Source organism: Pseudoduganella lutea, from assembly GCF_004209755.1.
GTDB classification, from domain to species: domain Bacteria; phylum Pseudomonadota; class Gammaproteobacteria; order Burkholderiales; family Burkholderiaceae_D; genus Rugamonas; species Rugamonas lutea.
Genome location: NZ_CP035913.1, coordinates 7,428,469 through 7,450,120, shown reverse-complemented (window position 1 = coordinate 7,450,120; position 21,652 = coordinate 7,428,469). Strand labels below are relative to the sequence as shown.

The window sequence follows — 21,652 nt, the reverse complement described above, 5'->3', positions numbered from 1 at the left end:
AAAGATTTCAAGGGGGCGTGTTCCGCCCGGCGGTCTCCCGCAATCTGCCGACCGCCCGCACTTCCACGGGCGATGCGTCATTGCCCCAGCTGGTGCGGATGAACGTGACCACGTCGGCCACCTCCTGGTTGGACAGGCGCCAGGCAAAAGCCGGCATCGCGAACTGCGCGGGCGCGGCCGCGGTGCGCGGTGTTTGCGCTCCTGCGAGCACGATGCGTATCAGCGATTCGGCCGTGGCGGTGGCCACGACGGGGTTTCCGGCCAGTGGCGGGAACACGCGCTCGTAACCTTTGCCGTCCGGCCGGTGGCACGCGGCGCAGTTATCGAGATAGAGGCGAGCCCCGCGTGCGTCCGCGTCGCCACGGCGCAACGCCAGGCTGGCCGCGGGGTCGTAGCGGTAGGCGCGGCCCCCGGTATCGGGCAGGGATTTCAGGAAACGGGCGGCTGCGCGCGCGTCGTCGTCGGTCAGGTGCGCCGTGCTGTTGACGATGACATCGCTCATCGATCCGAACGCGCTGCCGTGGCGATTGGCGCCGCCCGTCAGGAACTGCGCAATGTCGGCTTCGCTCCAGGCGCCGATCGTGGCGGCGCCGCCGTTGCGCAGGCTGGGGGCATGCCAGCCGTCGACCGAGGCGCCGCCCAGGTAGGCGGGCCCGTCGGCCGGGCCCAGCGCGCGCACCTGCAGGCTGACGCCGCGCGCCGTATGGCAGTCGCCGCAATGGCCCAGGCCTTGCACCAGGTAAGCGCCGCGTGCCAGTTGCCGGTCCATGCCCGGCGGCGCCGCGAATGGCCGCGGCGTCGGCGCGTACAGCCAGCGCCATACCGTGAGCGGCCAGCGCATCGACAGAGGGAAAATGATCTCGCTGTCCCGGTTCGGCACTGCAGCCGCCGCCACTCCCTGCTTGAAGTAGGCATACAGCGCGGCCACGTCTTCCGGCCGCGTGATCGAGTAGGCACTGTAGGGCATGGCCGGATACAGCGTGTGCCCGGCGGCGACGCCGTAGCGCAGGGCGCGGTCGAAATCGGCCAGCGTGTAGTTGCCGATGCCGTACCGCCTGTCCGGCGTGATGTTGCTGGTGAACAGGGCACCGATCGGCGTTTCCATGCGCAGGCCGCCGGAGAAGGGCGGCTTTCCCGGCACGCTGTGGCATGCGGCGCAGTCGCCCATTTTAGCCAGGTAGGCGCCGCGGGCGATGCGCTCCCCCGTGAGCGCCGGCTCGGCCAGTGCCGCGCCGGTATGCGTGTCGGACCAGCGGGTGGCGGCGAACAGTGCCACGAACCCGATGCCTGCCGCGCAAGCCAGGTACAAGGCGCGCCGGCTCATGCGGACACCAGCGGGCCGGGAGCCTTCAGGTATGCCGAGCGGATCTTCGCCGCGGCGAAGTACGCCAGGGCCACCGCCAGGCCGGTGGGGTTGTAGCCGATATTCTGCGGGAACGACGAAGCGCCCAGGACAAACACGTTCGGCACGTCCCAGCATTGCGAATAGCGGTTCAGCACACTGTTGGCGGGGTGCGTGCCGATGATCGCGCCGCCGGTCGTGTGCGACGACTGGTAATAGCGTACATCGTAGGCATCGCCGGGCTGCAGCACGTGCTGGGCAATGCGCTGCGGCCGCATCGCCCTGACGATGGCGGCGGCGCGCGCCGAGGTGAAGGCCGTCATCCGGTATTCATTCGGATGCCAGTCGAACGTGATCCGCAGCAGCGGCTGGCCATACGCATCGCGGTAAGTCGGATCGAGGTCGAGGTAGCGGTCGCGGTAGGCCATCACCGAGCCCATCGTGGCCACGCTGCTCGAGTGGGCGTAATGCCGGCGCACCGCGCTTTTCCATCCGCTGCCCCACCTGGGCGCGTCCGGCGGCAACGGCATCTGTGCGATCGGGCGGCCGCCCGTCGCGCCGGCAAAGATCATGGCGCCGCCGACGAAGCCCTTGCCCGCGTGGTCGAAATGGTCCGCGTTGAATTCGTCGATGGCCTGCTGGCCGGCGGCGCCGGCGCCCACGAACGGGTTCATCGCCACCTCCTCGCCAAAGAAGGCCGAAGTGGTGCTCACCATCTGGTAGGCGAAGTTCTTGCCCACGGTACCCTTGCCGGTGCGCGGATCGTAGGGCGTGCCGATGCCGGACAACAGCAGCAGGCGCACGCTGTTCAACTGGAACGCCGCGACGACGACCATCGACGCGGGCTGGTCCGTTTCGCGACCCGCGGCGTCCACGTAGCGCACGCCCGTCGCCCGCTCGCGGTCCGCGTCGAGCAGGATGCGGGTCACGTGGGCATCATGGCGCACTTCCAGATTGGCGCGGCCTTTCAGCACGGGCAGAATCGTGGTCTGCGGCGACGCCTTCGAGTACAGGAAGCAGCCGAACCCCTCGCAGAAACCGCACAGGTTGCACGGCCCCATGCGCACGCCGTAAGGGTTGGTGTAGGCGGTCGTACTGTTTGCCGCGGGCACCGGGAAGGGCCGGTAACCCAGCTCGCGCGCCGCGTTGGCAAACAGCTGCGAGCTGAGGATGGGCGGCAAGGGGCGGTTCGGATAATCGCTGCTGCGCGCGCCTTCGAACGGATTGCCGCCCGGCTGGATCGTGCCGTGCAGGTTGCCGGCGGTGCCGGCCACGCCGGCGACCTTCTCGAAATGGTCGAAATGCGGTTCCAGCTCGTCGAAACCGATGCCATAGTCCTGGATCGTCATGTCGGCCGGGATGAATTTCCTGCCGTAGCGTTCCTCGTACAGGCTGCGGATGCGCAGGTCGTTCGGCGAGGCGCGCCATTGCTGGCCGTTCCAGTGCGCGCCGGCACCGCCGGTGCCCGTGCCCAGCACGAACGAGCCATATTGCCGGTAAGGCACGGCGGTGTCGCCCACCCTGTGGCGCACGGTGAAGGTTTCGCGGGACAGGCGGTGCCACAGGTCGCCACGGATCGCGTGCTTCAACTCATCGGCAATGCGCGGGTAGGCGAAATCGGGCGATGTGTCGCGTGCCGGACCCCGTTCGAGCACGACGACGGAGAGGCCGGCGTCGGTCAGCTCCTTGGCCATGATCGAGCCGGTCCAGCCAAAGCCGATGATCACGGCATCGACGGGCTTGTGGCGGGCGGGCGTGCTCATGACTTCCCTCCCGTCGACCTTATCGAACCCGTCGAACCATCGATGGCCACCGGGCCGTAGGGATACGGCTTGCCCGGCTGGTCGATCCAGTCGGTGAAATCGGCCCGCGCACCGGGGAAGCCGATCATCTTCCACGCCACCATGCCGCGATTGCCGCCATACATCGGATCGGCGAAGAAGCCTTCACGGGTATTCTTCAGCAGCAGTGCGAAGAACGCGGCGGCCAGGCTGCCGTCGCGGGGGATGCTGCCCTGTTCCAGGGCCGCCAGCAGCGTGTCGCGCTGGTTGGCACGCAGCCCTGCAAATGCGGTGCCATGCAGCGCCATGCTCGCCCGGTCCGCGGCGGCGATGCCGGCACGATAGAGTTCGCGCGGGGTCAGGCGCAACTGGTAGCCGAGCGTTGCGGGGCTGTCGGGGTGGAAGGGCCCCTGCATGTACCAGTAGGCGCCATGCCCGTAGGGCAGCTCCATCTGCCTGTCGAGAAATTCCGGCACGCCGGCGGCCACGCCACCGGGGCCGTTGCCGTCGTCCGGAATCAGGCGGTCGACCGCGGCCAGGATGAAGGCCCATTCGTTCGGCGTGAAATACACGGGGCGGTACGCTGCCGCTGGCAAGGGTGCCTGCCGGGTTTCCCGCCCGGATGCTGCAGCCTGCGAGGGCAGCAGTACGGAGGACAGCGCCACGGTGGCCGTGCCGCGCAGGAAGCCGCGGCGTCCGCCGGGCTGGACGTCGGGGAGCGGGCCGGCATGCCCGGCCCGCGGATCGTGAAGGTCGCTCATAGGTATTCCAGGTAGCAGTGGACGCGAATGCGATGACCTGATGGATTCTAGGCATCCACTGCCGCGGTTTCGTCCGCCGAACGGGATGGCCCGGGGGTGTCGGATAAGGGAGTCGCATAGCTGGCCCGATGGCATGCGCGCATGCTGGCGTGGCCTGCTGTAATCGCTGTTCATCCGACCCTTCCAGGAACCATCATGAGCATCGATCCGGATCACTTCATTTCGCACCACGTCAGGCATCACACCCTGCGGGCCAACGGCATCCGCCAGCACTACCTCGAGGCCGGCGATGGGCCGCCGGTGGTGCTGCTGCACGGCTTCCCGGAAACCAGCTTTGCGTGGCGCTTCCAGATGCCGGAGCTTGCCAAGCGCTTCCGTGTCATCGCCCCCGACCTGCGCGGCTATGGCGAAACGGACAAGCCGGCCGGCGGGTACGACAAGCGCAACATGGCACGCGACCTGCGCGAGTTGCTGCGCGAATTGCGCATCGCGAGGATCGCCCTGGTCGGCCATGATCGCGGGGCGCGCGTGGCGACACGCTTTGCCAAGGACTATCCGGACATGCTCGACCGGCTCGTGGTAATGGACAACGTGCCCACCCGCATTGTGGCCCGCGACTTCAGCCCCGAGGTGGCGAATGCCTACTGGTTCTTCATCTTCAACCAGGTGCCCGACTTGCCGGAGGCGCTGATCGCCGGGCGCGAGGACCTGTGGCTGCGCCACCTGTTTTCCGACTGGTGCTACGACCCGCTGGCGATCTCGGGCGCTGCGTTCGAGCACTACGTGGCGGCGTACCGCCGCCCCGGCGCATTGCGCGGCGCGATGTCGGACTATCGCGCGATCGCCGAAGACGTGGCACAGGACAAGGTGGATGCGCACGTGAAGATCGCCTGTCCCACGCTGGCGCTATGGGGCGAGGATTTCCACGCCGTCGGCAAGATGTTCGACATGGCAGCGGTATGGGCGGAGATGGCGCAAGACCTGCGCACTGTCTCGATTCCGCAGGCTGGCCACCTGCCGCAGGAAGAGCAGCCGGGCCGCGTGAATGCCGAACTGCTGTCGTTCCTGGCCGGCTGGGCTGGCTGACATGGCCGTACTGTTCGCGGTCGTGCTGCCCGTTTTCGGCCTGGTCGGCGCGGGCTGGCTGGCGCGCCGGGCCGGCTGGATGGGGGCGGGCGCCGCAATCGAGATGAACCATTTCGTCGTCCATCTTGCCATGCCGGCGCTGCTGTTCCAGATCATGAGCCGCGCCACCTGGCGGCAGCTCGATATGCCGGGCTTCATCGCCGCCTTCGGACTGGCCAGCGCGGCCATCTTCGCGAGCACCGTGGCCTGGCGGCGGCTGCGCGGCGGCGCGCTGGCCGACGCGAGCCTGGAAGGCTTGAACGCCGCCTACGCCAACGTGGGCTTTATCGGCTTTCCGCTCTGTATGGCAGCGTTCGGTGCGGACAGCATGACGCCAGTGACGATTGCCGCCATCCTGACCGTCTGCGCCCTGTTCGCGATGGCCCTGGCGGTTCTCGAGTTCGGCCTTGGCACCGGCGGCACACGCGCGATCCTTGCCCGGGTAGGCGCGTCGCTGGCCAGGAACCCGATGCTCGTCGCGCCGGCGCTGGGGGCTCTGTATGCATACGCCGGGCCGCCCCTGCCTGCCGGGGCGGAGCGCTTCGTGACACTGCTTGCCAGCGCGGCCAGCCCGTGCGCGCTGGTGTCGCTCGGCCTGTTCCTGGCGGAACCAAGAGCGCGGCCCGATATGACCGGCCTGGGTATCCAGGTCGTGCTGAAGCTTGTCGGCCAGCCGCTTCTCACGTGGGTGCTAGCCCATTGGGTTTTCCGCTTGCCACCGGCGCTGACGGCGATCGCCGTGATCCTGGCCGCGCTGCCGACAGGTACCGGGCCATTCATGCTGGCCAATCTGTACGGGCGCAAGGCGGACGGTGTGGCGGGCAGCGTCCTCGTCTCGACGGTGCTGTCGATCGCCACGATTACCGTGCTGCTTACGTGGCTTACGAACAGCGCGTGACGCGCAGGCGCGCCCCATTGCGTGCGCCTTTCATGGATTCCGACGGCCGGTCCGTCGGAATCCATGGCGCCAGCAGTTTTTATCAGTTCCGCCACCAGCGATCGCGGGGAGCACGAGCCGTGTGACGCCATATCAACCGTGCAAAAAAGAGCGGGACCATTGCCAGCGCGATCCACAGGGCAGCAAGGCCAGCCGCACCAAAGTGGGTGAACAGGACCTGGCGAAGCATGCCGCTTAGTCCCCGGCCAAATGGGCTGGCGTGTTCAGAAACCAGCGCATTGATCCCCAGTCCGACCAGCACCATCGCCATCAGGATACAGATGCGCACTGTTCTCTTGGCAGTACGCAATTCATTTGAAAATCCACCCATCCACGCCGCCTTGTTTTCCAAACCGTTTTGCCCGAATGCCGGGAGCTTGAACATGTCGCTGAACAGCATTCCCGATGTGCCATGAACGCTTTTGACCGATGACTGCCGTTCCTTGCATTTTGCTATTGCCCAATGCGGGCACCGAATCAGTATATCGATCAATCGTCCACGCCATCGGGCCCGTCTTGTATCCTGGCGCGCTTCGCGATCTGAACCGTTCAATCCGCGTCCAGGCTCACGCAGCCTGACGGCAGCAATCGACAGAACAACGATTGAGGCGACTGCAACGCCGCCCCAGGCAAGCTATCCGGGGCGGCAAGCGACTGCATAGCAGTCAGGCAAGTCGGGGATTGAAAGTAATTCGAAGTACTCGTCATTGAGCCATTGCCCCATACCAGACGTTTACATCTGATGAATCCATTGGACTTTACGGTCCACGAGGCTTACCCATACGCGAACATCAGGCGGGTCTACCGCTGCAACCGCAGGGTCCATCACTTCCGGAATACGGAAAATGGCTTCCCATCGACAGCTATCCCTGAACCCGGTATGGCCAGGGCGCAGATACTCAACGGCAAGCGACGATAGATAGTCTTCCGCAATCTTCAAGCACTCTTCTTCGGTAACTTGCATAAGCCCTCTTGTGTCGCCAAATAGGTCCGCTTTTGACGATTGATGCCGTCCGGTATAGCGCAGCTCCCACCCCAAACCGGCCATCTAGAAATGCCGAGTTCGGAGACCATTTCCTGAAGCTTATCGGTAATAGTTAAGTGCCTCGTTGGCTCTCCAGGCCACGCCTTCATTGCCGGACTTGGACAATCGAACGAGAATTTCATGCTCAAACGAGCCTGGCTCGTCACAAAGGATATAAGCCAAGTGTTCTTGCATGTTTGCGTTGAAGTCGGCGCACTCATCAAGAAGCCACCGCAGTATCTCTTCTGGCTCTTCTTCAATGATGTCGCGTGCCGCCCCGGCCGCATACTCATACCAGAGCGCCGATTCGGGAACGTCCAGCAACTCTTTCAAGTCACGTTTTACTTCAGGTTCCATCGAAACTCCTTCCCGACAAGCGATTCGACTCACCAAGTTATGCCGAGGAACTCGATGGGACTTTTCAAGAATTAAATTTGTCATTAGGCTCCGTTACCCTCAATCTTCGAACGATTGCTCCTGACTAATGGCGCGCAACCACTATTTGGTTGCCTTCGAGTTATTGCGTTCGCCTCTTTGGTCACTGGCCTTGGTAATGAATGTCGAAGCAGCTTGCCCTAGTCCAGAAAGCAGGCGAGCTTTTTCCATCCCGTTCTTGTCGCTATACCCGCTAGCTTCACGGTAGGCGCGAAGAGCTTGCTGTTTCGCCTCGGAGTACATGCCATAGCGCCAAAGAGCTTCAGCAAGTAAGGTGGCGGCCCTTGCCCGGTCATCGGTTCGACGCCCCGGAATCAAGTCGATCATGGCTATTGCACCAAGAGTCGTCTTTCGGCCTTGTGCCTCGAACCCGTTCTGACGCATGGACCCTCCAAGAATCAGCGTGGTCTCGACTTCCTCGAGGTAACGAACCGCTTCCGGGCTGCCGGAGATTGTTTGTGACGCCCGAAGATAGCTGCCAGCAGCATCCTGTTTTGTCCCCTTCTTAACCTGCAATTCCGCAATCTGTCTCCACGCGTTGGCCTGTATCCAGGAAACTGGCCGAATCGGATGCTCACCAAGATAGAGTGCCGTTTTCAAGTCCTCCCTTTTCACGGCATCATCGAAAACGCGCCTATGCAACTCCTGCCCGTGGTCAACGTACAAGTTCTCAGAGAGTGCAGAAGCAATAGCAAGGGCTCTTTGTGGATTACCTGCACGCGCCTCTTGAATGGCCTGCGTATAAGGAGAGGTTTTGGGCAGCCCTTTTGTGTATCCCGCCTCGACTGCAACATTTGCCAACCCTTCAAGAGCTGATTTCCGCATAGATTCTCGGCTGATGTTTTTCGCCGCAGAAATTCCTGACTCAATCAGTTCCGATGCCATTTGACGGTTGGTATGGCGAATGGCGACTTCGGCCAAATCCCTGTACGCGAACGCGGAATTGGCGTTTTTCCCTTGCCGCTGAAGGTGCTTGGCCACAAGCACAACCATCCAGTCCCGGCTACCCTTCGGATCACGCACTAGCGCTTCTGAAATTTGCCTGTAGCCGCCACTATCATCTTCATCCGCTCCTTTTTCAGCTGCTTTCAGGGCTTCTTCAAAGATCGTTTTTGCATCCGGCTCTGCTCTCTGCCTCGAATAGAATAAAGCAACCTTGGCCAATTCCCCGGACTTTATATAATTCGCTGATTTCCCAGACATCGTCCGGGCCAACGCAAGTGCTCGCTGAACCAACTCGACCGAACGTTTCGGCGGAATTGACGGAACATCTGCAACAAGAGCCAGAAGTGCGCTCGACTGCGTGTTTGGATGCATTCCGGCGATCGTATCCAAGGCATCATCAAGGAAACCGGCGTTTGCCTGTCCGGCCGGAATAGACCACTCAAATTTGTTCGCGGACTTTGCTTCCAGAAAAATTGCCCGCGATGCCTCCTTCCATCTGTTGTTGCTCATTAGCGCCTCAACATCAGACGGCGCTTGCTCGGCGGCACATTGGAACGCCATTCCGACCGCCCATGCCCCAACAAGCACGGAGCGCAAGAGACGTGCTGAAAATTTCACGTAAAATCTCCCAGGAGCAAAAACCAGATTGACATGGCGGGGCTGGATGGTAAATTCGCGCTCCATTCCACCATTGGGGAAAGCCCAGACCAGAATAACGATGGCTATAAAGCCCGGATCACGTCACAACGCCCGATGATGATCCCGAAACCACCGCCGTGCCACGAGAATGGCCACCACCTGCATGACGGCGCTGACGAAGAACGTGACGCCGATGCGCCAGTCCGAGGGCGGCAGGTGGCTCACTTCCGCCAGGAGGAAGCCGCCCAGCAGCGGCATGAGGACCACGCCCACGCTGTTGATCGCCTGCAGGGAACCCATCAGCTCGCCCTGTTCCGTCGCGGGCGCGGCCTTCGAGATGATGCCCTGCAGGGCTGGCCCGGCGGCGAACGCCAGCAGGTTGCACAGGATGAGCACATACATCATCCACCCCTGCGTGGCCAGGCCGTACAGCAAGTAGGTGACGGCACCGGAGCCTAGTCCCAGCAGTGAAAGCCGTACCTCGCCGAAGCGCTTCATCAGCATGCCGAGCAGGCCGGCCTGCACGATCACGTTGGCCACGCCCACGCAGAACAGGGCGATGCCGTTCTGCGTGGTGGACCAGCCGAAGCGGAACGTGGTGTACAGCACCCACGTGGTGTGCAGCATCGTCTGCGCCAGCGCCACCAGCGTGAACACGGCCACCAGGCCGCGGGTTTCGTGGCGCCGCCACAGCTTGATCAGGCCACCCAGTGGATTGAGCTTGTGGAGGGGGAATGCGCCGCGCCGGCCGGGCGGCAGCGATTCGGGCAGGAAGAACCAGCCATAGATGAAATTGGCGGCCGCCATGCCGGCCGCCACGTAGAACGGCAGGTGCAGGTCGATGCCGCCCAGGATGCCGCCCAGCATGGGACCGGCGATGAAGCCCATGCCGAACGCCGCGCCGATCTTGCCGAAGCTTTTTGCCCGGTTGTCCGGCGTCGACACGTCCGACGCATAGGCCGACGCCACCGACATGCTGGCCGCCGACATCCCGCCGATGACGCGCCCGGCCAGCAGCCAGCCCAGCGTGGGCGCCAGCGCGGTGACGAGGAAGTTGAGCGACATGCCCACCATCGAATACAGCAGCACTGGCCGGCGGCCCACCTTGTCGCTGATGGCGCCCAGCATCGGCATGAACACGAACTGGGCGAGGCCGAACGTGGCGCCCAGCACGCCATACCACAGCGATTGCTGCTCGCGCGCGGCGACGAATTCGCCCACCAGCACGGGCAGCACGGGAATGATCAGGCCCACGCCGAGCATGTCGATGAACACGCACAGCAGCACGAAGTTCAGGCTGACGGGCGCGGTGGCCGCGGGGGAGGCGGTGTCGTCCTTCATGGTTTCACGGTGGCCGTCGCCACCTCGGTGTCGTCCAGCACGAACACGAGGCGGCCATGCATGGCGCGGCTGATGCGGTTCATGGCCGGTCGCAGCGCCTGGTATTCCTGCGGCGTGCACCAGCCGCGCGGGTTGCCGGCGACGACGCGCCGCGCCAGGCGGTAGCGGGTGCCGTCGCGCGAGTACGTGGCATCGTAGTCCAGGCCATCCTGGCGGATCGACAGGCTCTTCGGCACATACAGCACCTGCATCGCGGCGGGCAGTTCGATGGTCATGTCGTCTTCCACGGCAAATGGTTCGCAGCGCGCGTCGTATTGCCGCTCGCGTTCCGTGAAGCGGCCGGCGAATCCGGCCAGCGGTACGGGCCCGTTCATGCCGGGCAGGAAGGACAGCACGCCCGCTTCGGGCTGGCTGACATAGTTGCGGATGCGTTCCGTAAAGCGCACGCCCAGCGCGCCGGCTTGCGCTTGCGGCAGCGCTTCCAGGCTGCCGTCGCCCTCGTAGCCGTTCGATGCCATCGTGCGGCGCACCCAGTCGGCCATGCCGCCGGCGTCCACGCTGTCGATGAACTGGCGCACGGCGACGGCATTGCGGCCGTGGCCGACGATGTCGGTGACGCGTTCGGCCGATCCGTCCAGCGCCACCCGCAACGTCACCTTGCGCTCGACGCGAAACGCCTGCGCTTCCGGCAGCGGAGTGCGGCGCTGCGCCGGTGCCAGCCGGGTGGCCAGCGCGGGCTTGCCGGCATCGTTGTCGGGCAGCAGGCCGAACGGCATCGCATCGTCGGTCGAATCAAGGTACAGGTCCAGCTCCGGCACATAGGTGATCGCATGGTCGAACCACATCACGGGAATGTCGGGCAGGGTGAAGTTTTCGCCATCGGCACGCAGCAGCACGGGCGATGCGGCGATGCCGCGCGCCGCCAGCAATGCTTCGAGCAGCGCCACGTGGTCCTTGCAGTCGCCGTAGCGACGCTGCAGCACGGTGCCCGCATCGTTCGGCACCCAGCCGCCGTCGCCCACGTAGTTGGCCACGTAGCGCACGTTGGCGCGCACCCAGTCGTACAGCAGGCGCGCGGCCTCCTTTGGATCGGCGGCCTTGCCGGCCACTTCATCGGCCAGCGCGCGAATCGCCGGCGTGGCGGCGGACTTCGGCGCCGCCCCCTGTTCGTAGGCATCGGCGATGGCCTGCCAGCCCGCGAACGTGGACAGCATCAGGTGCGGCGTGCGCGCCCAGCCATTGGCGGCGTTCGGCTCGGCCGTGCCGGTAGCCGTGCTGCGGTAGCGCCAGCGCAGCGTGCCGCTTGCGTTGGCGTTGGCGTCGGTACCGTCGGTGGCGGCAGCGGGCTGTCCGTGCGCCGGCGCCAGGCCGTACTGCGCCACTTTCAGCGGCAGCGCGCGCGGATAGCGCACCGTGATTTCAGTATCGTCGCGGATCACGTCGTCCTGCAGGAACATCACGTGCGACATGCCCCCCGGCAGTTCCGGCACCTTCTGCACGAGCCGGTAGCGCAGGCGGATGGCGTCGCCGGCAGCCAGCTGCGGGAACGTCACCTGCAGCAGGCGTTTTTCCGGAAACGATACGCCGCCCAGGATGCCGTCCTGCACCTGGATGGCCGACGGGTCCACGGGGATCGGTGCGCCGCTGGCGGGAATGGTCTCGGCGGCCAGCAGTTCCATCGTCTGGCGGCGCGCATCCCAGTTGACGTATTGCTGGCCGAGCGTGCCGGCACCGGTCGCGTCGACGGCACGCCACGTGTAGTCGACCGTCTGTTCCACCGTGTGGTCGGCGCGGATCACGATATCGGTGCGCTCGCGCAGGGCGCGCACATGGCCCTGGCCGTCGGCATGCGCCCACTGGGCAGTGATGCCGAGCGACGTTGCAAGCAGCAGGCGGGCGAATGGCAATGTCACGGAATCAGGCCGGTGCGGCCCATTCGTCCACGAACTGGTCGCGGAACGCCACCAGCGCACGCAGGCGTTCCTCGCCGATGCGCCGGCCGGCGGCGGTCTGCATCGTGGCAGGCAGCGTGGCCAGCTTGACGGCGATGTGGTCGAGCGAATACGCCTTGTCATCGAGCGGGCGCGCCAGGCCGGCCGGGTCGCTGCCATGGGCCAGGGCGGAACCCATGCGGCCCGCCGTGTAGAACATGCGGGCCAGGCCCACGGCGCCCAGCGCGTCGAGCCGGTCCGCATCCTGCACGATCTTCGCCTCGATCGTTGCCGGCGCCAGGCCGGCCGAAAAGCTGTGCGTCTCGATGGCGTGCGCCACGCCGGGCAGGAGTGCATCCGGGAATCCGGCGCCGGCCAGGTCGCGCGTCGCCTGCTGCGCGGCCTGGCGCGAGGCGAGATGGCGTTCCGGGTGGTTCTTCGGCAGGTTGACGAGATCGTGCAGGTAGCAGGCGGCCATCACCACGAGCGCATCGGCTTCGGGGTGATCGCGCAGCAGCCCGGTGGCATTGCGCCAGACACGGTGCAGGTGGCTGGTATCGTGGGCGCCATCGGTTTCGGGAAGGGCGGTTGCAAGCGCGACCAGCCTGGGGTGCCAGCTGGCCAGAGATGAAGTCGTTTTTGTCATGGTCAAATCGGTGCGGCAGTCGCCCATTGTGCCATGAATGAAACGCTTTCGCGGTAATTCAGGCACTTTCCAGCGATTAGATGAGTTGCCCTACGGAATTTTTAGTGCGTCAAAACTTTTCCTGCGGTAACATTTCGGCTTGACCCGCCTCCATACAGCGCCCAACAGGAACAAGAATGACCGACACCGCCACCACCAATCCTGCCGAATACCTCGCCTTCACGCTGGGCAAGGAAGAATATGGCATCGACATCCAGAAAGTCAGCGAGATCCGCAACTACGAAGGGCCGACCAAGATCGCCAGCGCGCCGGACTATGTGAAGGGTGTGATCAACCTGCGCGGCGTGATCGTGCCGATCGTCGACATGCGCATCCGCTTCGCGCTCGGTACGCCGGATTACGGCCCGTTCACGGTCGTCATCATCCTCAACATCAGCGGCCGCACGGTGGGCATGGTCGTCGACGCGGTGTCCGACGTGACGACGCTGACGCCGGACCAGATCAAGCCGACGCCGGACCTGGGTTCGACGCTGAACACGGAACACATCATCGGCCTGGGCACCATCGACGAGCGCATGCTGATCCTGGTCGATATCGACCGCCTGATGTCGAGCGAGGAGATGGGCCTCGGCGAGCGCCTCGCGGCCTGACGAGAACCCGCCATGAATATCCTGCGTAACCTTCCCATCGGCAAACGGCTGGGCCTGGGCTTTGCCGTCACGATCGCCCTGGCGATCGTCATCTCCGCCATCGCGCTGTGGCGGCTCAACGACGTGGCGCAGGCCACGCACGCGATGATGGCTTCGCCCCTGGCGAAGGAGCGCATGATCAGCGACTGGTACAGCAATATCGACAGTGCCATCCGCCGCACGACAGCGATCGCCAAGTCCACGGACACGTCGCTGGTGGGCTACTTCGCCGACGAGAGCAAGCGTTCGTCGTCGTCATCGTCCGACCTGCAAAAGAAAATCGAGGGCTTGCTCGTCACCGATGCCGAGAAGGCACTCTTTGCGGGCATCATGGAACAGCGCAAGATCTACCTGGGCTCCCGCGACGAGGTGGCAAAGCTGAAAGCCGCCGGCCAGCTGGACGAGGCAGGGAAGGTTTTCGAGACCGTGTTCGTGCCTGGCGCCGCGAAATACCAGGAAATGGTCAAGGACCTGCTGAAGCTCGAACGCGCCCAGATTGACGAAACCGCTGCCGAAATCGGCCAGATCAACGAACGCAGCCGCACCATCGTGATCGCGCTGGCGCTGGCCGCGCTGGTATTCGGGTCGGCCAGCGCCTGGTGGCTGACGGTGGGCATCACGCGCCCGCTGCGCCAGGCGGTCGATGCCGCGACACGGGTCGCTTCCGGCGACCTGACCGGCCGCATCGAAGCGGGCAGCGACGACGAAACCGGCAGATTGCTGCGCGCGCTGGGCGAGATGAACCAGGCGCTGTTCAATATCGTGACCAGGGTGCGCGACGGTACCGAGAATATCAAGGTGGCCTCGGCCGAGATCGCGGCGGGCAACCACGATCTGTCGGCCCGGACGGAGCAGCAGGCCGGCGCACTGGAAGAAACCGCGTCCTCGATGGAAGAGCTGACGTCCACCGTGCGCACCAATGCCGACAACGCGCGCCAGGCCAATGGCATGGCCGCGGCTGCGGCCAGCGCCGCGGCCCGGGGCGGCGACGTCGTCCAGCAGGTAGTGGGCCGGATGACCTCCATCGATACGGCGTCGAAGAAAATCGTCGACATCATCGGCACGATCGACAGCATTGCTTTCCAGACCAACATCCTGGCGCTGAATGCGGCCGTCGAGGCGGCGCGCGCCGGCGAGCAGGGACGCGGCTTCGCCGTGGTGGCCAGCGAGGTGCGCAACCTGGCGCAGCGCAGCGCCACGGCGGCAAGGGAAATCAAGGAACTGATCGGCGACTCCGTTGCCGAAGTGGCCGAAGGCAGCCGCCTCGTCGCGCAGGCCGGCAGCAGCATGGATGAGATCGTGGCCAGCGTCCGACGCGTCTCCGACGTGATCGGCGAAATCACCGCCGCCAGCGTCGAACAGGGCGCCGGGATCGAGGAAGTGAATGGCGCGATCGTGCAGATGGACGCGGTCACGCAGCAGAACGCCGCGCTGGTCGAGGAATCCGCGGCGGCCGCCGAATCCATGCAGCAGCAGGCCAGTGCGCTTGCCGAGGTGGTCAGCGTGTTCAACACCGGAGCCACGCCAGCGGCAGTGGCAGTGGCGGCCCATGCGGCGCGGCGCTTGCCGGCCGCAGCCCTGCGCTAGCGGCCCACCAGCTTTCCGGCGGCATGTCGGATGAGCCCACGGCGCCGGGCCGCCCGTCTTCGCACTAGGCGGCAATGGCCCGCTGCGACAATGCGTCCGCGTCACCGTTGCGGTGCCGCGGCAGCCAGCGCACCGCCACCCGGTCCAGCCGCGCCATCAAGGCCAGCACCCGCGCGCGGTGCGCTTCGAGTCCTTTCGCTCCGGGCACCTCGCCCATCAGCACATCCTGCACCACCACCTGGCTGTCGCCATAGGCGGCCAGTTCGCGTATCCCCGTTTCCACCGCGGTTTCCAGCAGCGCGATCAGCGCCAGGTACTCGGCATCGCCGCTGCTGCCTTCGCCGGCACGGCGGCTGATCTCGATCCGTTCGCCACCGGGGCCCAGCAGCAGTGCGCCGATACCGAGGCGGCCGGGATTCGGCGTGGCCGAGCCATCGAACCAGCCGCGCCAGGCGGACGGCGATGGCGGTACCGGCCGGCGCGCCAGCTTTTCGGCGGCGGCGCGGGCCTGGGCGAGGGCGCGGGGAGTGAAGGGGGGAGCGGTCATCGGCGGCGAAATTGCCGATTGTAGCGCCGATCGTAGCCCCCCTCGGGCGAAAAAAAGGCGCCGCAGGCGCCTTTGTCATCAATCGCCTAGCGGCGATGCGGATTTTCCGGACGGTGGTCGTAACGGTTCGGTACACCGTCGCCATCGCGGTCGCGGTCATAGCGGTTCGGCACGCCGTCGCGGTCCTGGTCGCGGCGCGGGCCGTGGCCATAGTAGGCTTGGCCGCGGTCCCGGTCCCAGCCGCGGTCATGGCCGCGATCCCAGCCGCGGTCATAACCACGGTCCCTGTTACGGTTGTAATGGTTCGGATCGCGGTCCGCCCAGTTCGGCCGGCCGTCGCCATCGCGGTCGCGGTCGAAGCGGTTCGACACGCCGTCGCGATCGAGATCGCCGCGCGGTCCGTGGCGGTTCCAGCGGGCCTGTTCATAGCGCCAGCCGCCGCCGTATTCCACCCAGCGTGGCGATGCGTAGGCGTAGCCCGGGCGTTCCGCCAGGTAGCGGCCGCCGACCCACACATGGCGATGGCCGTTCCAGTCCCAGTAACCGGGTGCCCAGACATAACCGCGGCGTGGTGCCGGTTGCGCTTCCCAGCGCACGGGGGGCGGTGCCGAACCGATGACGATGTTGACGCCGACTTGCGCGATCGCCTGCGTAGGCATGAACGCGGCGGCGCCGAGGGCGATGGCGGCCGCTGCAATGAATGAATTCCTGATCATGGTGGTTCTCCGCATGGTGTCGATCTGTTATCCGTGTCGGGCGTCCGTCGCCCCCCGTTGAAACCACTATAGCGTGCGCGGCCTCCAGGGCAAAAAGCGATTTCAGATTCTTACAAATGACGCAGGGTCGGGCCGACATGTTTCCGCCATGTTTCCAACATGTTGCAAGGCTGTTTCCGCCAGCGCGAACGCGCCTTTCCATCTCCCCCGGCTAGCGGCCGGCATGGCCCAACCGTCAACCGCATCGTTCAGGGAATTTGCCGAGCATCGCCACCGCGCGTGGCGCCGTGCCGGGAACCTGCGCGGCCCCCGCACGGTACCGTGGACGCCTGTCCTGGTGGCGGCGTTCGTGCTGCTGGGTGCCGCGGTGCTGGGTGTGAACGCCCAGCGGCTGGGCGCGATGGCGCCAGCGACGCCGGCGGGCGCCGATGCGCTGCGCGCGGCGGCGGCGCTGCAACCCATCGTGCCCGGCGCGACATTCGACGTGGCGGCCACGCCCGGCGTCGTCCTGCTGCCGCGGCCGGGCGGCGGAATTGCTGTCGCGAGCCGCATGCAGCCGGGGCCCCCGGTGCGGATCGACCTGTGTCCAGCGGGCCAACCGCTGCGGGTACGGCTGGGATATCGTTTCGCCGACGTGGCGCGCTGGGAGCGCGCCGCCGGCCCGGCCCTGGCGGTGCGCAACGTATTGCTGGTGGCGCCGGCATCGGCAACGACGGTGGCGATGCCGAAAGTGCAACTGGCCGGCAATGCGGGCCTGCCGCTGCAACTGGCATGGACGGGCGGGCCGGCGCGATGGCTCGGCGATGGCGGCGAAGGCATCGTCCACGGTGCGGCCGGCAAGGCGGCGCTGCGCGACGAGGGCTGGCTGGCCTGGCCCGGCGGCGCCTTGCAGCTGGTGCGCCGGCCGGGCGCCGCATGTGCCGGCGCCGGCGAACTGGTGGCGCGCCTGTATGCGCCCGCTCCCGGGCGTGACGCTGCGCAGCACGGCAGGGCGCAAGTCACCGCGTTCGGCGCGCATGGCGCCAGCGCCACGGCATGGCTGGCGCCCGGCCGCTATACGGTGCCCGCCACGCCGGCGCCGGTGCTGGAAGACGAATCGCTGTTTACGGCATTGCAGGCCCGCGGCCTTCTTCGGCTCGGGGACGATGGCGCCATCCTGCTGGCACCGCAGGATCTGCCGGCGTGGCGCGCGGCGCCCGCGCGGCAGCGCGCGACCGACCTCGGCGCGTGGCGCCACGTGGCCATCGACGACACGGCATTGAAGCTGCTGCGCCGCCTGTACCGCCAGGCGGACGGCAGTTACCTGCGCCAGCAGGTCGCGCTGTACAACAGCGAGCGCATCCTGCTGGCCTGGCGCACGCGCAACGACGATGCGTACCGCTGGCACGCCGACGGTCCGGTGACGGACGCCGCGCCGCCACAGGCAGCCCGCCTGTTTGCCGCGCTGCCGCAGGGCTGGCAGCCATGGACACGGCTCGCATCGATGCCGGACGGTGCCGCCATGGGCCGCCTGTCGCTGGACCTGCCGCAGCCGGCGACCGGCCGCGGGACGGTGACCTTGCTGCTGGCGGGGCACCTGGCCCGGGTGGACGGTGCCACGGTCGAAGCGCGCGCCGCCTGCGACGGGCGCGCCTGCGCGGCGCCGGACGATGTTCGGCACCTGCGCCTGCAGCCGCATCCGGGGGCGCGGCGCATCGTGCTGACGGTGGCGCCCCTCGATGCGCGCGCACTGGAACGGCCGGGCGATCGCCAGTACCGGCACCTGCGCGTCGTGGCGAACCGCATTGTCTGGCAACCGCTGCCGCTGACGTCGCCGCATCCGGTGCCGGCGGCAGCGGCAGCGGCGCCCGGCAGCGCGGGCCCGATGCTGGTCGCCGACCGCAACGGCACGCCGCTGTGGGCGGGCGACTCGGCCACTGCTGGCGCCACGACGGCCGGCCTGGCCCCGCTGCTGGGGCTTGCGGCGGACCATGAAACAGGCATCGCCGGCATGCTGGCGCGGGCGGGCCAGGGCGGCGCCCGCGCGCGCCTGTCGCTCGACCTGCCGCTGCAGGCACTGGCGCAGCGGGTGCTCGACTGCGTGGCCCAGCGCCGGGGCGCGTGGCGGGATGGCCGCTGCGAAGGCGGCATGCCGGTACCGCCGCGGCGGCGGGCCGGCTTCGTCGTGCTCGATGCGGAAAACGGCGACATCCTGGCCGCCGCCGGCGCAGGCCAGCCCCGCGTGGACGCCGGCAACTGGCTGGAGGCGCGCGCGCTGGACCGTGCCAATCCGGCCGGCAGCCCGCTGCGCCTGCCCGCATGGCAGCACGACGGCGGCGCCCACCACAGCCCCGGTTCCACGTTCAAGGTCGTCAGCGCGCTGGGCCTGGAACTGGCTGCCCGCGATGACCGCCAGCTCGATGCCTTGCTGGCCGGCCTGCCGCTGCCGGCCATCAACGCGCTGGCGCGCGGGCGCGGCTTCGATTTCGCCACGGGCGCCGCCACGTATCCGGCCGCCGGGCAGGGCGCCACGGTGACGAACTACCGCGAACAGGGCATCGACCGCCGCGCACAGGGCGGGCGGCTCGGCCTGGCCCAGGCGCTGGCCCATAGCCTGAACACGTGGTTCGCCTGGACGGGCGAACTGTCCGACCGCACGCTCTTCGGCCGCGCCGAAGGCGGCGCGCCGGCCGTCCAGCCGCTCGAAGCGGGGGCGCTCGATGGCGCCCGGCCAATCCTGGCCGCGGCGCGCCGGCTCGGCTTCGAACGCCCGCTGCGGCTCGATGGCGGGCTGCTGCCGCCGGATTTCCGCTGGAACGACTACGATGTCCTGCAGGCCACGCCGGCGCGCATCGACCCGATCCACACGCGCCACGAGTTGCGCCAGATGAGCATCGGCTTGCGGATGCAGGCGACGCCGCTGCAGATGGCGCTGGCGGCGGCCGCGATCGGGCAGGGCGCCACGGTCGCGCCGCGGCTGCTGCTGGAACTGGACGGGCATGCCGCCGCGCCGCCCTCCGCCGAAAAGCTCGACGTGCGGCTCGACCGGCTCCGCGCCGGCATGAAGGGCGTGATCGATGCCGGTACGGCGGCCGGCGCGTTCCACGGCTTGCCACGGTCCGTGCGCGGCGGCCTGTATGGCAAGACGGGCACCGCCCCCACGGGGGACGACACGGCCACGGTCTGGTTCACGGGCTGGCTGGAACCGGGTAGCCTGCCGGGCCAGCGCCACCGGCTTGCCTTTGCCGCCTACGCCAGCCATTCGGGCGGCACGGGCGGCGATCACGCGGCGCCGGCCGTGGCCGCGCTGCTGGGCGCACTGGCCGGCCGGGACGGAGGGAAACGGTAAGAAAGGCGCAAACAAAGGGGTAAACCGGGGCATCCACGCGTGAATGCGCGCCGCTCAGCCATGTCATGATGGCGAACGATCGATTTGCCATGTCAACGCCATGAGGCTGCCAGGAACGCGCTACCAGGAACCGGGTTGGGAACAGGTGAGGAAGCTGCTCGGCCATGCGTCGCTCGTGGCATTCCGGCAGTGCGAGCTGGCGCACCTGCTCGAGCCGGCCCGCCATGCGGGAATGCTGGACTGGTACACGGACGTGGTGGCGCATGCGCTGCGCGGCGCCGGCGGGTCGCTGCGCGGCATTGCCGCCGGCAACAGCTATGGCGACAGCGTGGGCGACCTGGCGTTCGCGCTATTGTGCGAACTGCAGGCCCAGCCCGCGTATTTTGCCGCGTTCGCGGCCGCGGTGGCCGCCGAGCATGCGAAAGCCGGTCCGTTCTGGCAGCATGCGGCTGGCGACGCGCTGCTGCGCAAGAAGGTCAACGACATGTACGCCACGCTGCGCGACAAGGTCGACGCGGACAACTACGTGGCCGCCACCGGCCAGCCGTGCACGCCGAACCGCATCTACACGTACCGCATGCTCGACATGGCTTATGCGGCGATTGCGCAGGTCTTCGCCGGCTGGCCCGCCACCGCGCAGCAGGTGGCGGCGATCCTGGGCCGGGAGCCGGAAGGCCTGCCGATCGAAGTGCGCCAGCTGCGATCGATCGGGCAGTGCAAGGCCGCGTGGGTGATCAACTGGAGCGCCACGCTGGAACGCTTCGGCGGTGCGCCGGGGCCGCTGCACACGAAATCGAAGCGCTTCGCGAGCCTGCGCAACAGTCCGGAAAAGATCGCCGCGATGCTGGCCGAAATCGGCGGTTACGAGGAATTGTCCGGCAACCGCGATGGCGACGGCTGGCGGCACGACAGCGAGGATGCCGCGGCGTGGCTGGAAGACCTGGACCGGGTCGCGAACGAAGTACATGAAAGTGGCGCGGACGATCGCATCCTGCCGCCGCCCGGGGAAGACGAGGCCGATAACGAGGAAGTTTCCGGCGCCCCCGGCTATGATGCCTTGCCGGGCCGTGCGGCGGCCATGGCAACGCTCGACAGCCTCGCGCTGCCGGTGCGGCTGGCCGTCTGCCTGAAACTGCTGGGCCCCGCGGACGACAGCTATCCCGACGACTGGCTCGACGGGGAGACGGGCGAACTGCCCACGTTGCAGCGGCTCGCGCAGCGGGGCGGCATGTCCGTGCCCACGCTGCGCAAGCGGCGCAACGCGGCCCTCGACCTGTTGTTCGGCACTAATGATGGCAAAAGCGATGGCAAAAACGGTGGCGCACGCCCCATTGGAGAAGATGATGAACCTTGAAGCCAGGTTGCGCGAACGGCTGTTGCTGGCGCGTGCCGTGCCGGGCGACCGGCTGATGCTGGCCGATGCCACGCTGCTGGCGGCGCTGGACGGCAGCCGGCCCCTGAGCCCGGGCGAACTGCAGGCGCTGAACGGCTCGCCCGTCACGCTGCGGCGTTTCCGCCACCTGGCGCTGGCGCACCGCCGCGGCGCATGGCAATCGTCGACCGGCATGCTGCGCGCGGCCGACAGCGACGCACTATCGGCGCTGTCGACGGACGACCGCATGTGGACGCTGCATTTCATAGACGCCGGCGATGGCTGGCAGGTCGTGCTGGCGCTGGACGCGGCGGCGCCGCACGCCGCCACGCTGCTGCGCGAACGCGCGTTGCTGCGCGTGACGGATGGCGCCGGCGCCATCGTGCTGCAGGGCCGGCTCGACGCCGATGGCGAGTGTGAACGCCGGTGGCCGTTCGCGGCGGCGCCGGCGGGCCACTTCCAGCAACACGGCGCCACGTTCGCCGTGACGGCCGTCGAATGAACGT

General features: G+C 67.1%; 19 protein-coding genes. 7 read left to right on the top strand and 12 right to left on the bottom strand.

Going from position 1 to position 21,652, the window contains the following annotated elements; genetic code table 11:
* Nucleotides 1-7: 7 nt before the first annotated feature.
* The 3 genes from EWM63_RS31360 to EWM63_RS31350 are packed head-to-tail and all read right to left on the bottom strand — an operon-like array spanning nt 8 to nt 3,884.
* Nucleotides 8-1,324 (bottom strand): c-type cytochrome, encoded by a 1,317-nt coding sequence (locus tag EWM63_RS31360; protein ID WP_130190026.1) that lies wholly within the window; start codon nt 1,322-1,324, stop codon nt 8-10.
* Nucleotides 1,321-3,105 (bottom strand): GMC family oxidoreductase, encoded by a 1,785-nt coding sequence (locus tag EWM63_RS31355; protein ID WP_130190025.1) that lies wholly within the window; start codon nt 3,103-3,105, stop codon nt 1,321-1,323. Before EWM63_RS31355 ends, EWM63_RS31360 begins: the two co-directional genes overlap by 4 nt.
* Nucleotides 3,102-3,884: a gluconate 2-dehydrogenase subunit 3 family protein gene (locus tag EWM63_RS31350; protein WP_130190024.1), complete on the bottom strand. Its 783-nt coding sequence runs from the start codon at nt 3,882-3,884 to the stop codon at nt 3,102-3,104. The genes EWM63_RS31355 and EWM63_RS31350 overlap by 4 nt, the downstream gene beginning before the upstream one ends.
* Before the next feature lie 195 nt (nt 3,885-4,079).
* On the opposite strand from EWM63_RS31350, the gene EWM63_RS31345 reads away from it, so the two are divergent.
* Both EWM63_RS31345 and EWM63_RS31340 read left to right on the top strand, forming a co-directional pair.
* On the top strand, nt 4,080-4,970 hold the full coding sequence (locus EWM63_RS31345) for an alpha/beta fold hydrolase (protein ID WP_130190023.1): 891 nt from the start codon (nt 4,080-4,082) through the stop codon (nt 4,968-4,970).
* Nucleotide 4,971: 1 nt separating this feature from the next.
* The gene (locus EWM63_RS31340; protein ID WP_229487621.1) at nt 4,972-5,907 is read left to right on the top strand and encodes an AEC family transporter; all 936 of its coding nucleotides are present in this window, start codon (nt 4,972-4,974) and stop codon (nt 5,905-5,907) included.
* Between the two features lie 82 nt (nt 5,908-5,989).
* On the opposite strand, the gene EWM63_RS31335 is transcribed toward EWM63_RS31340, so the two are convergent.
* The 7 genes from EWM63_RS31335 to EWM63_RS31305 form a co-directional block, all read right to left on the bottom strand.
* Nucleotides 5,990-6,346: a hypothetical protein gene (locus EWM63_RS31335; protein WP_130190021.1), complete on the bottom strand. Its 357-nt coding sequence runs from the start codon at nt 6,344-6,346 to the stop codon at nt 5,990-5,992.
* A gap of 333 nt (nt 6,347-6,679) precedes the next feature.
* Nucleotides 6,680-6,910: a hypothetical protein gene (locus EWM63_RS31330; RefSeq protein WP_130190020.1), complete on the bottom strand. Its 231-nt coding sequence runs from the start codon at nt 6,908-6,910 to the stop codon at nt 6,680-6,682.
* A 120-nt stretch (nt 6,911-7,030) separates the two neighbouring features.
* Entirely contained in the window at nt 7,031-7,327 is a 297-nt protein-coding gene (locus tag EWM63_RS31325; protein WP_130190019.1) for a hypothetical protein, read from the bottom strand.
* Nucleotides 7,328-7,468: 141 nt separating this feature from the next.
* Nucleotides 7,469-9,034 (bottom strand): hypothetical protein, encoded by a 1,566-nt coding sequence (locus tag EWM63_RS31320; protein WP_229487619.1) that lies wholly within the window; start codon nt 9,032-9,034, stop codon nt 7,469-7,471.
* A gap of 57 nt (nt 9,035-9,091) precedes the next feature.
* Nucleotides 9,092-10,330, bottom strand: coding sequence for a TCR/Tet family MFS transporter (locus EWM63_RS31315; RefSeq protein ID WP_130190018.1), 1,239 nt, complete (start codon nt 10,328-10,330; stop codon nt 9,092-9,094).
* Nucleotides 10,327-12,243: a DUF3857 domain-containing transglutaminase family protein gene (locus EWM63_RS31310; RefSeq protein WP_165391016.1), complete on the bottom strand. Its 1,917-nt coding sequence runs from the start codon at nt 12,241-12,243 to the stop codon at nt 10,327-10,329. The genes EWM63_RS31315 and EWM63_RS31310 overlap by 4 nt, the downstream gene beginning before the upstream one ends.
* Nucleotides 12,244-12,247: 4 nt before the next feature.
* A complete protein-coding gene (locus tag EWM63_RS31305) occupies nt 12,248-12,907 on the bottom strand; it encodes an HD domain-containing protein (RefSeq protein WP_130190016.1) in 660 nt (219 codons plus the stop codon).
* Nucleotides 12,908-13,083: 176 nt separating this feature from the next.
* Here EWM63_RS31305 and EWM63_RS31300 point away from each other — a divergent pair, with 176 nt between their 5' ends.
* Entirely contained in the window at nt 13,084-13,557 is a 474-nt protein-coding gene (locus tag EWM63_RS31300) for a chemotaxis protein CheW (protein ID WP_130190015.1), read from the top strand.
* A 12-nt stretch (nt 13,558-13,569) separates the two neighbouring features.
* Nucleotides 13,570-15,183, top strand: a complete 1,614-nt coding sequence (locus EWM63_RS31295) for a methyl-accepting chemotaxis protein (RefSeq protein ID WP_130190014.1) — start codon at nt 13,570-13,572, stop codon at nt 15,181-15,183.
* 64 nt (nt 15,184-15,247) lie between these two features.
* Here EWM63_RS31295 and EWM63_RS31290 read toward each other — a convergent pair whose 3' ends face one another.
* Nucleotides 15,248-15,730, bottom strand: a complete 483-nt coding sequence (locus tag EWM63_RS31290) for a ribonuclease HI family protein (RefSeq protein ID WP_130190013.1) — start codon at nt 15,728-15,730, stop codon at nt 15,248-15,250.
* Between the two features lie 86 nt (nt 15,731-15,816).
* Nucleotides 15,817-16,446, bottom strand: a complete 630-nt coding sequence (locus tag EWM63_RS31285; RefSeq protein WP_130190012.1) for a YXWGXW repeat-containing protein — start codon at nt 16,444-16,446, stop codon at nt 15,817-15,819.
* Nucleotides 16,447-16,669: 223 nt separating this feature from the next.
* Between EWM63_RS31285 and EWM63_RS31280 the strand changes: the two genes are divergently transcribed.
* From EWM63_RS31280 to EWM63_RS31270, 3 genes are all read left to right on the top strand, one after another.
* Nucleotides 16,670-19,774, top strand: a complete 3,105-nt coding sequence (locus tag EWM63_RS31280) for a penicillin-binding transpeptidase domain-containing protein (protein WP_130190011.1) — start codon at nt 16,670-16,672, stop codon at nt 19,772-19,774.
* A 100-nt stretch (nt 19,775-19,874) separates the two neighbouring features.
* Nucleotides 19,875-21,128 (top strand): hypothetical protein, encoded by a 1,254-nt coding sequence (locus tag EWM63_RS31275; protein WP_130190010.1) that lies wholly within the window; start codon nt 19,875-19,877, stop codon nt 21,126-21,128.
* Nucleotides 21,115-21,648, top strand: a complete 534-nt coding sequence (locus EWM63_RS31270; protein ID WP_130190009.1) for a hypothetical protein — start codon at nt 21,115-21,117, stop codon at nt 21,646-21,648. The genes EWM63_RS31275 and EWM63_RS31270 overlap by 14 nt, the downstream gene beginning before the upstream one ends.
* Nucleotides 21,649-21,652: the final 4 nt, after the last annotated feature.

Excerpts from the sequence above, each read along its gene's own strand:
- EWM63_RS31280 (WP_130190011.1), top strand. The coding sequence starts at position 16,670 with ATGGCCCAACCGTCAACCGCATCGTTCAGGGAATTTGCCGAGCATCGC.
- EWM63_RS31360 (WP_130190026.1), bottom strand. The coding sequence starts at position 1,324 with ATGAGCCGGCGCGCCTTGTACCTGGCTTGCGCGGCAGGCATCGGGTTC.
- EWM63_RS31320 (WP_229487619.1), bottom strand. The coding sequence starts at position 9,034 with ATGGAGCGCGAATTTACCATCCAGCCCCGCCATGTCAATCTGGTTTTT.
- EWM63_RS31340 (WP_229487621.1), top strand. The coding sequence starts at position 4,972 with ATGGCCGTACTGTTCGCGGTCGTGCTGCCCGTTTTCGGCCTGGTCGGC.
- EWM63_RS31290 (WP_130190013.1), bottom strand. The coding sequence starts at position 15,730 with ATGACCGCTCCCCCCTTCACTCCCCGCGCCCTCGCCCAGGCCCGCGCC.
- EWM63_RS31355 (WP_130190025.1), bottom strand. The coding sequence starts at position 3,105 with ATGAGCACGCCCGCCCGCCACAAGCCCGTCGATGCCGTGATCATCGGC.
- EWM63_RS31335 (WP_130190021.1), bottom strand. The coding sequence starts at position 6,346 with ATGCTGTTCAGCGACATGTTCAAGCTCCCGGCATTCGGGCAAAACGGT.
- EWM63_RS31350 (WP_130190024.1), bottom strand. The coding sequence starts at position 3,884 with ATGAGCGACCTTCACGATCCGCGGGCCGGGCATGCCGGCCCGCTCCCC.
- EWM63_RS31345 (WP_130190023.1), top strand. The coding sequence starts at position 4,080 with ATGAGCATCGATCCGGATCACTTCATTTCGCACCACGTCAGGCATCAC.
- EWM63_RS31275 (WP_130190010.1), top strand. The coding sequence starts at position 19,875 with ATGAGGCTGCCAGGAACGCGCTACCAGGAACCGGGTTGGGAACAGGTG.
- EWM63_RS31295 (WP_130190014.1), top strand. The coding sequence starts at position 13,570 with ATGAATATCCTGCGTAACCTTCCCATCGGCAAACGGCTGGGCCTGGGC.
- EWM63_RS31330 (WP_130190020.1), bottom strand. The coding sequence starts at position 6,910 with ATGCAAGTTACCGAAGAAGAGTGCTTGAAGATTGCGGAAGACTATCTA.
- EWM63_RS31300 (WP_130190015.1), top strand. The coding sequence starts at position 13,084 with ATGACCGACACCGCCACCACCAATCCTGCCGAATACCTCGCCTTCACG.
- EWM63_RS31315 (WP_130190018.1), bottom strand. The coding sequence starts at position 10,330 with ATGAAGGACGACACCGCCTCCCCCGCGGCCACCGCGCCCGTCAGCCTG.
- EWM63_RS31325 (WP_130190019.1), bottom strand. The coding sequence starts at position 7,327 with ATGGAACCTGAAGTAAAACGTGACTTGAAAGAGTTGCTGGACGTTCCC.
- EWM63_RS31285 (WP_130190012.1), bottom strand. The coding sequence starts at position 16,446 with ATGATCAGGAATTCATTCATTGCAGCGGCCGCCATCGCCCTCGGCGCC.
- EWM63_RS31270 (WP_130190009.1), top strand. The coding sequence starts at position 21,115 with ATGATGAACCTTGAAGCCAGGTTGCGCGAACGGCTGTTGCTGGCGCGT.
- EWM63_RS31305 (WP_130190016.1), bottom strand. The coding sequence starts at position 12,907 with ATGACAAAAACGACTTCATCTCTGGCCAGCTGGCACCCCAGGCTGGTC.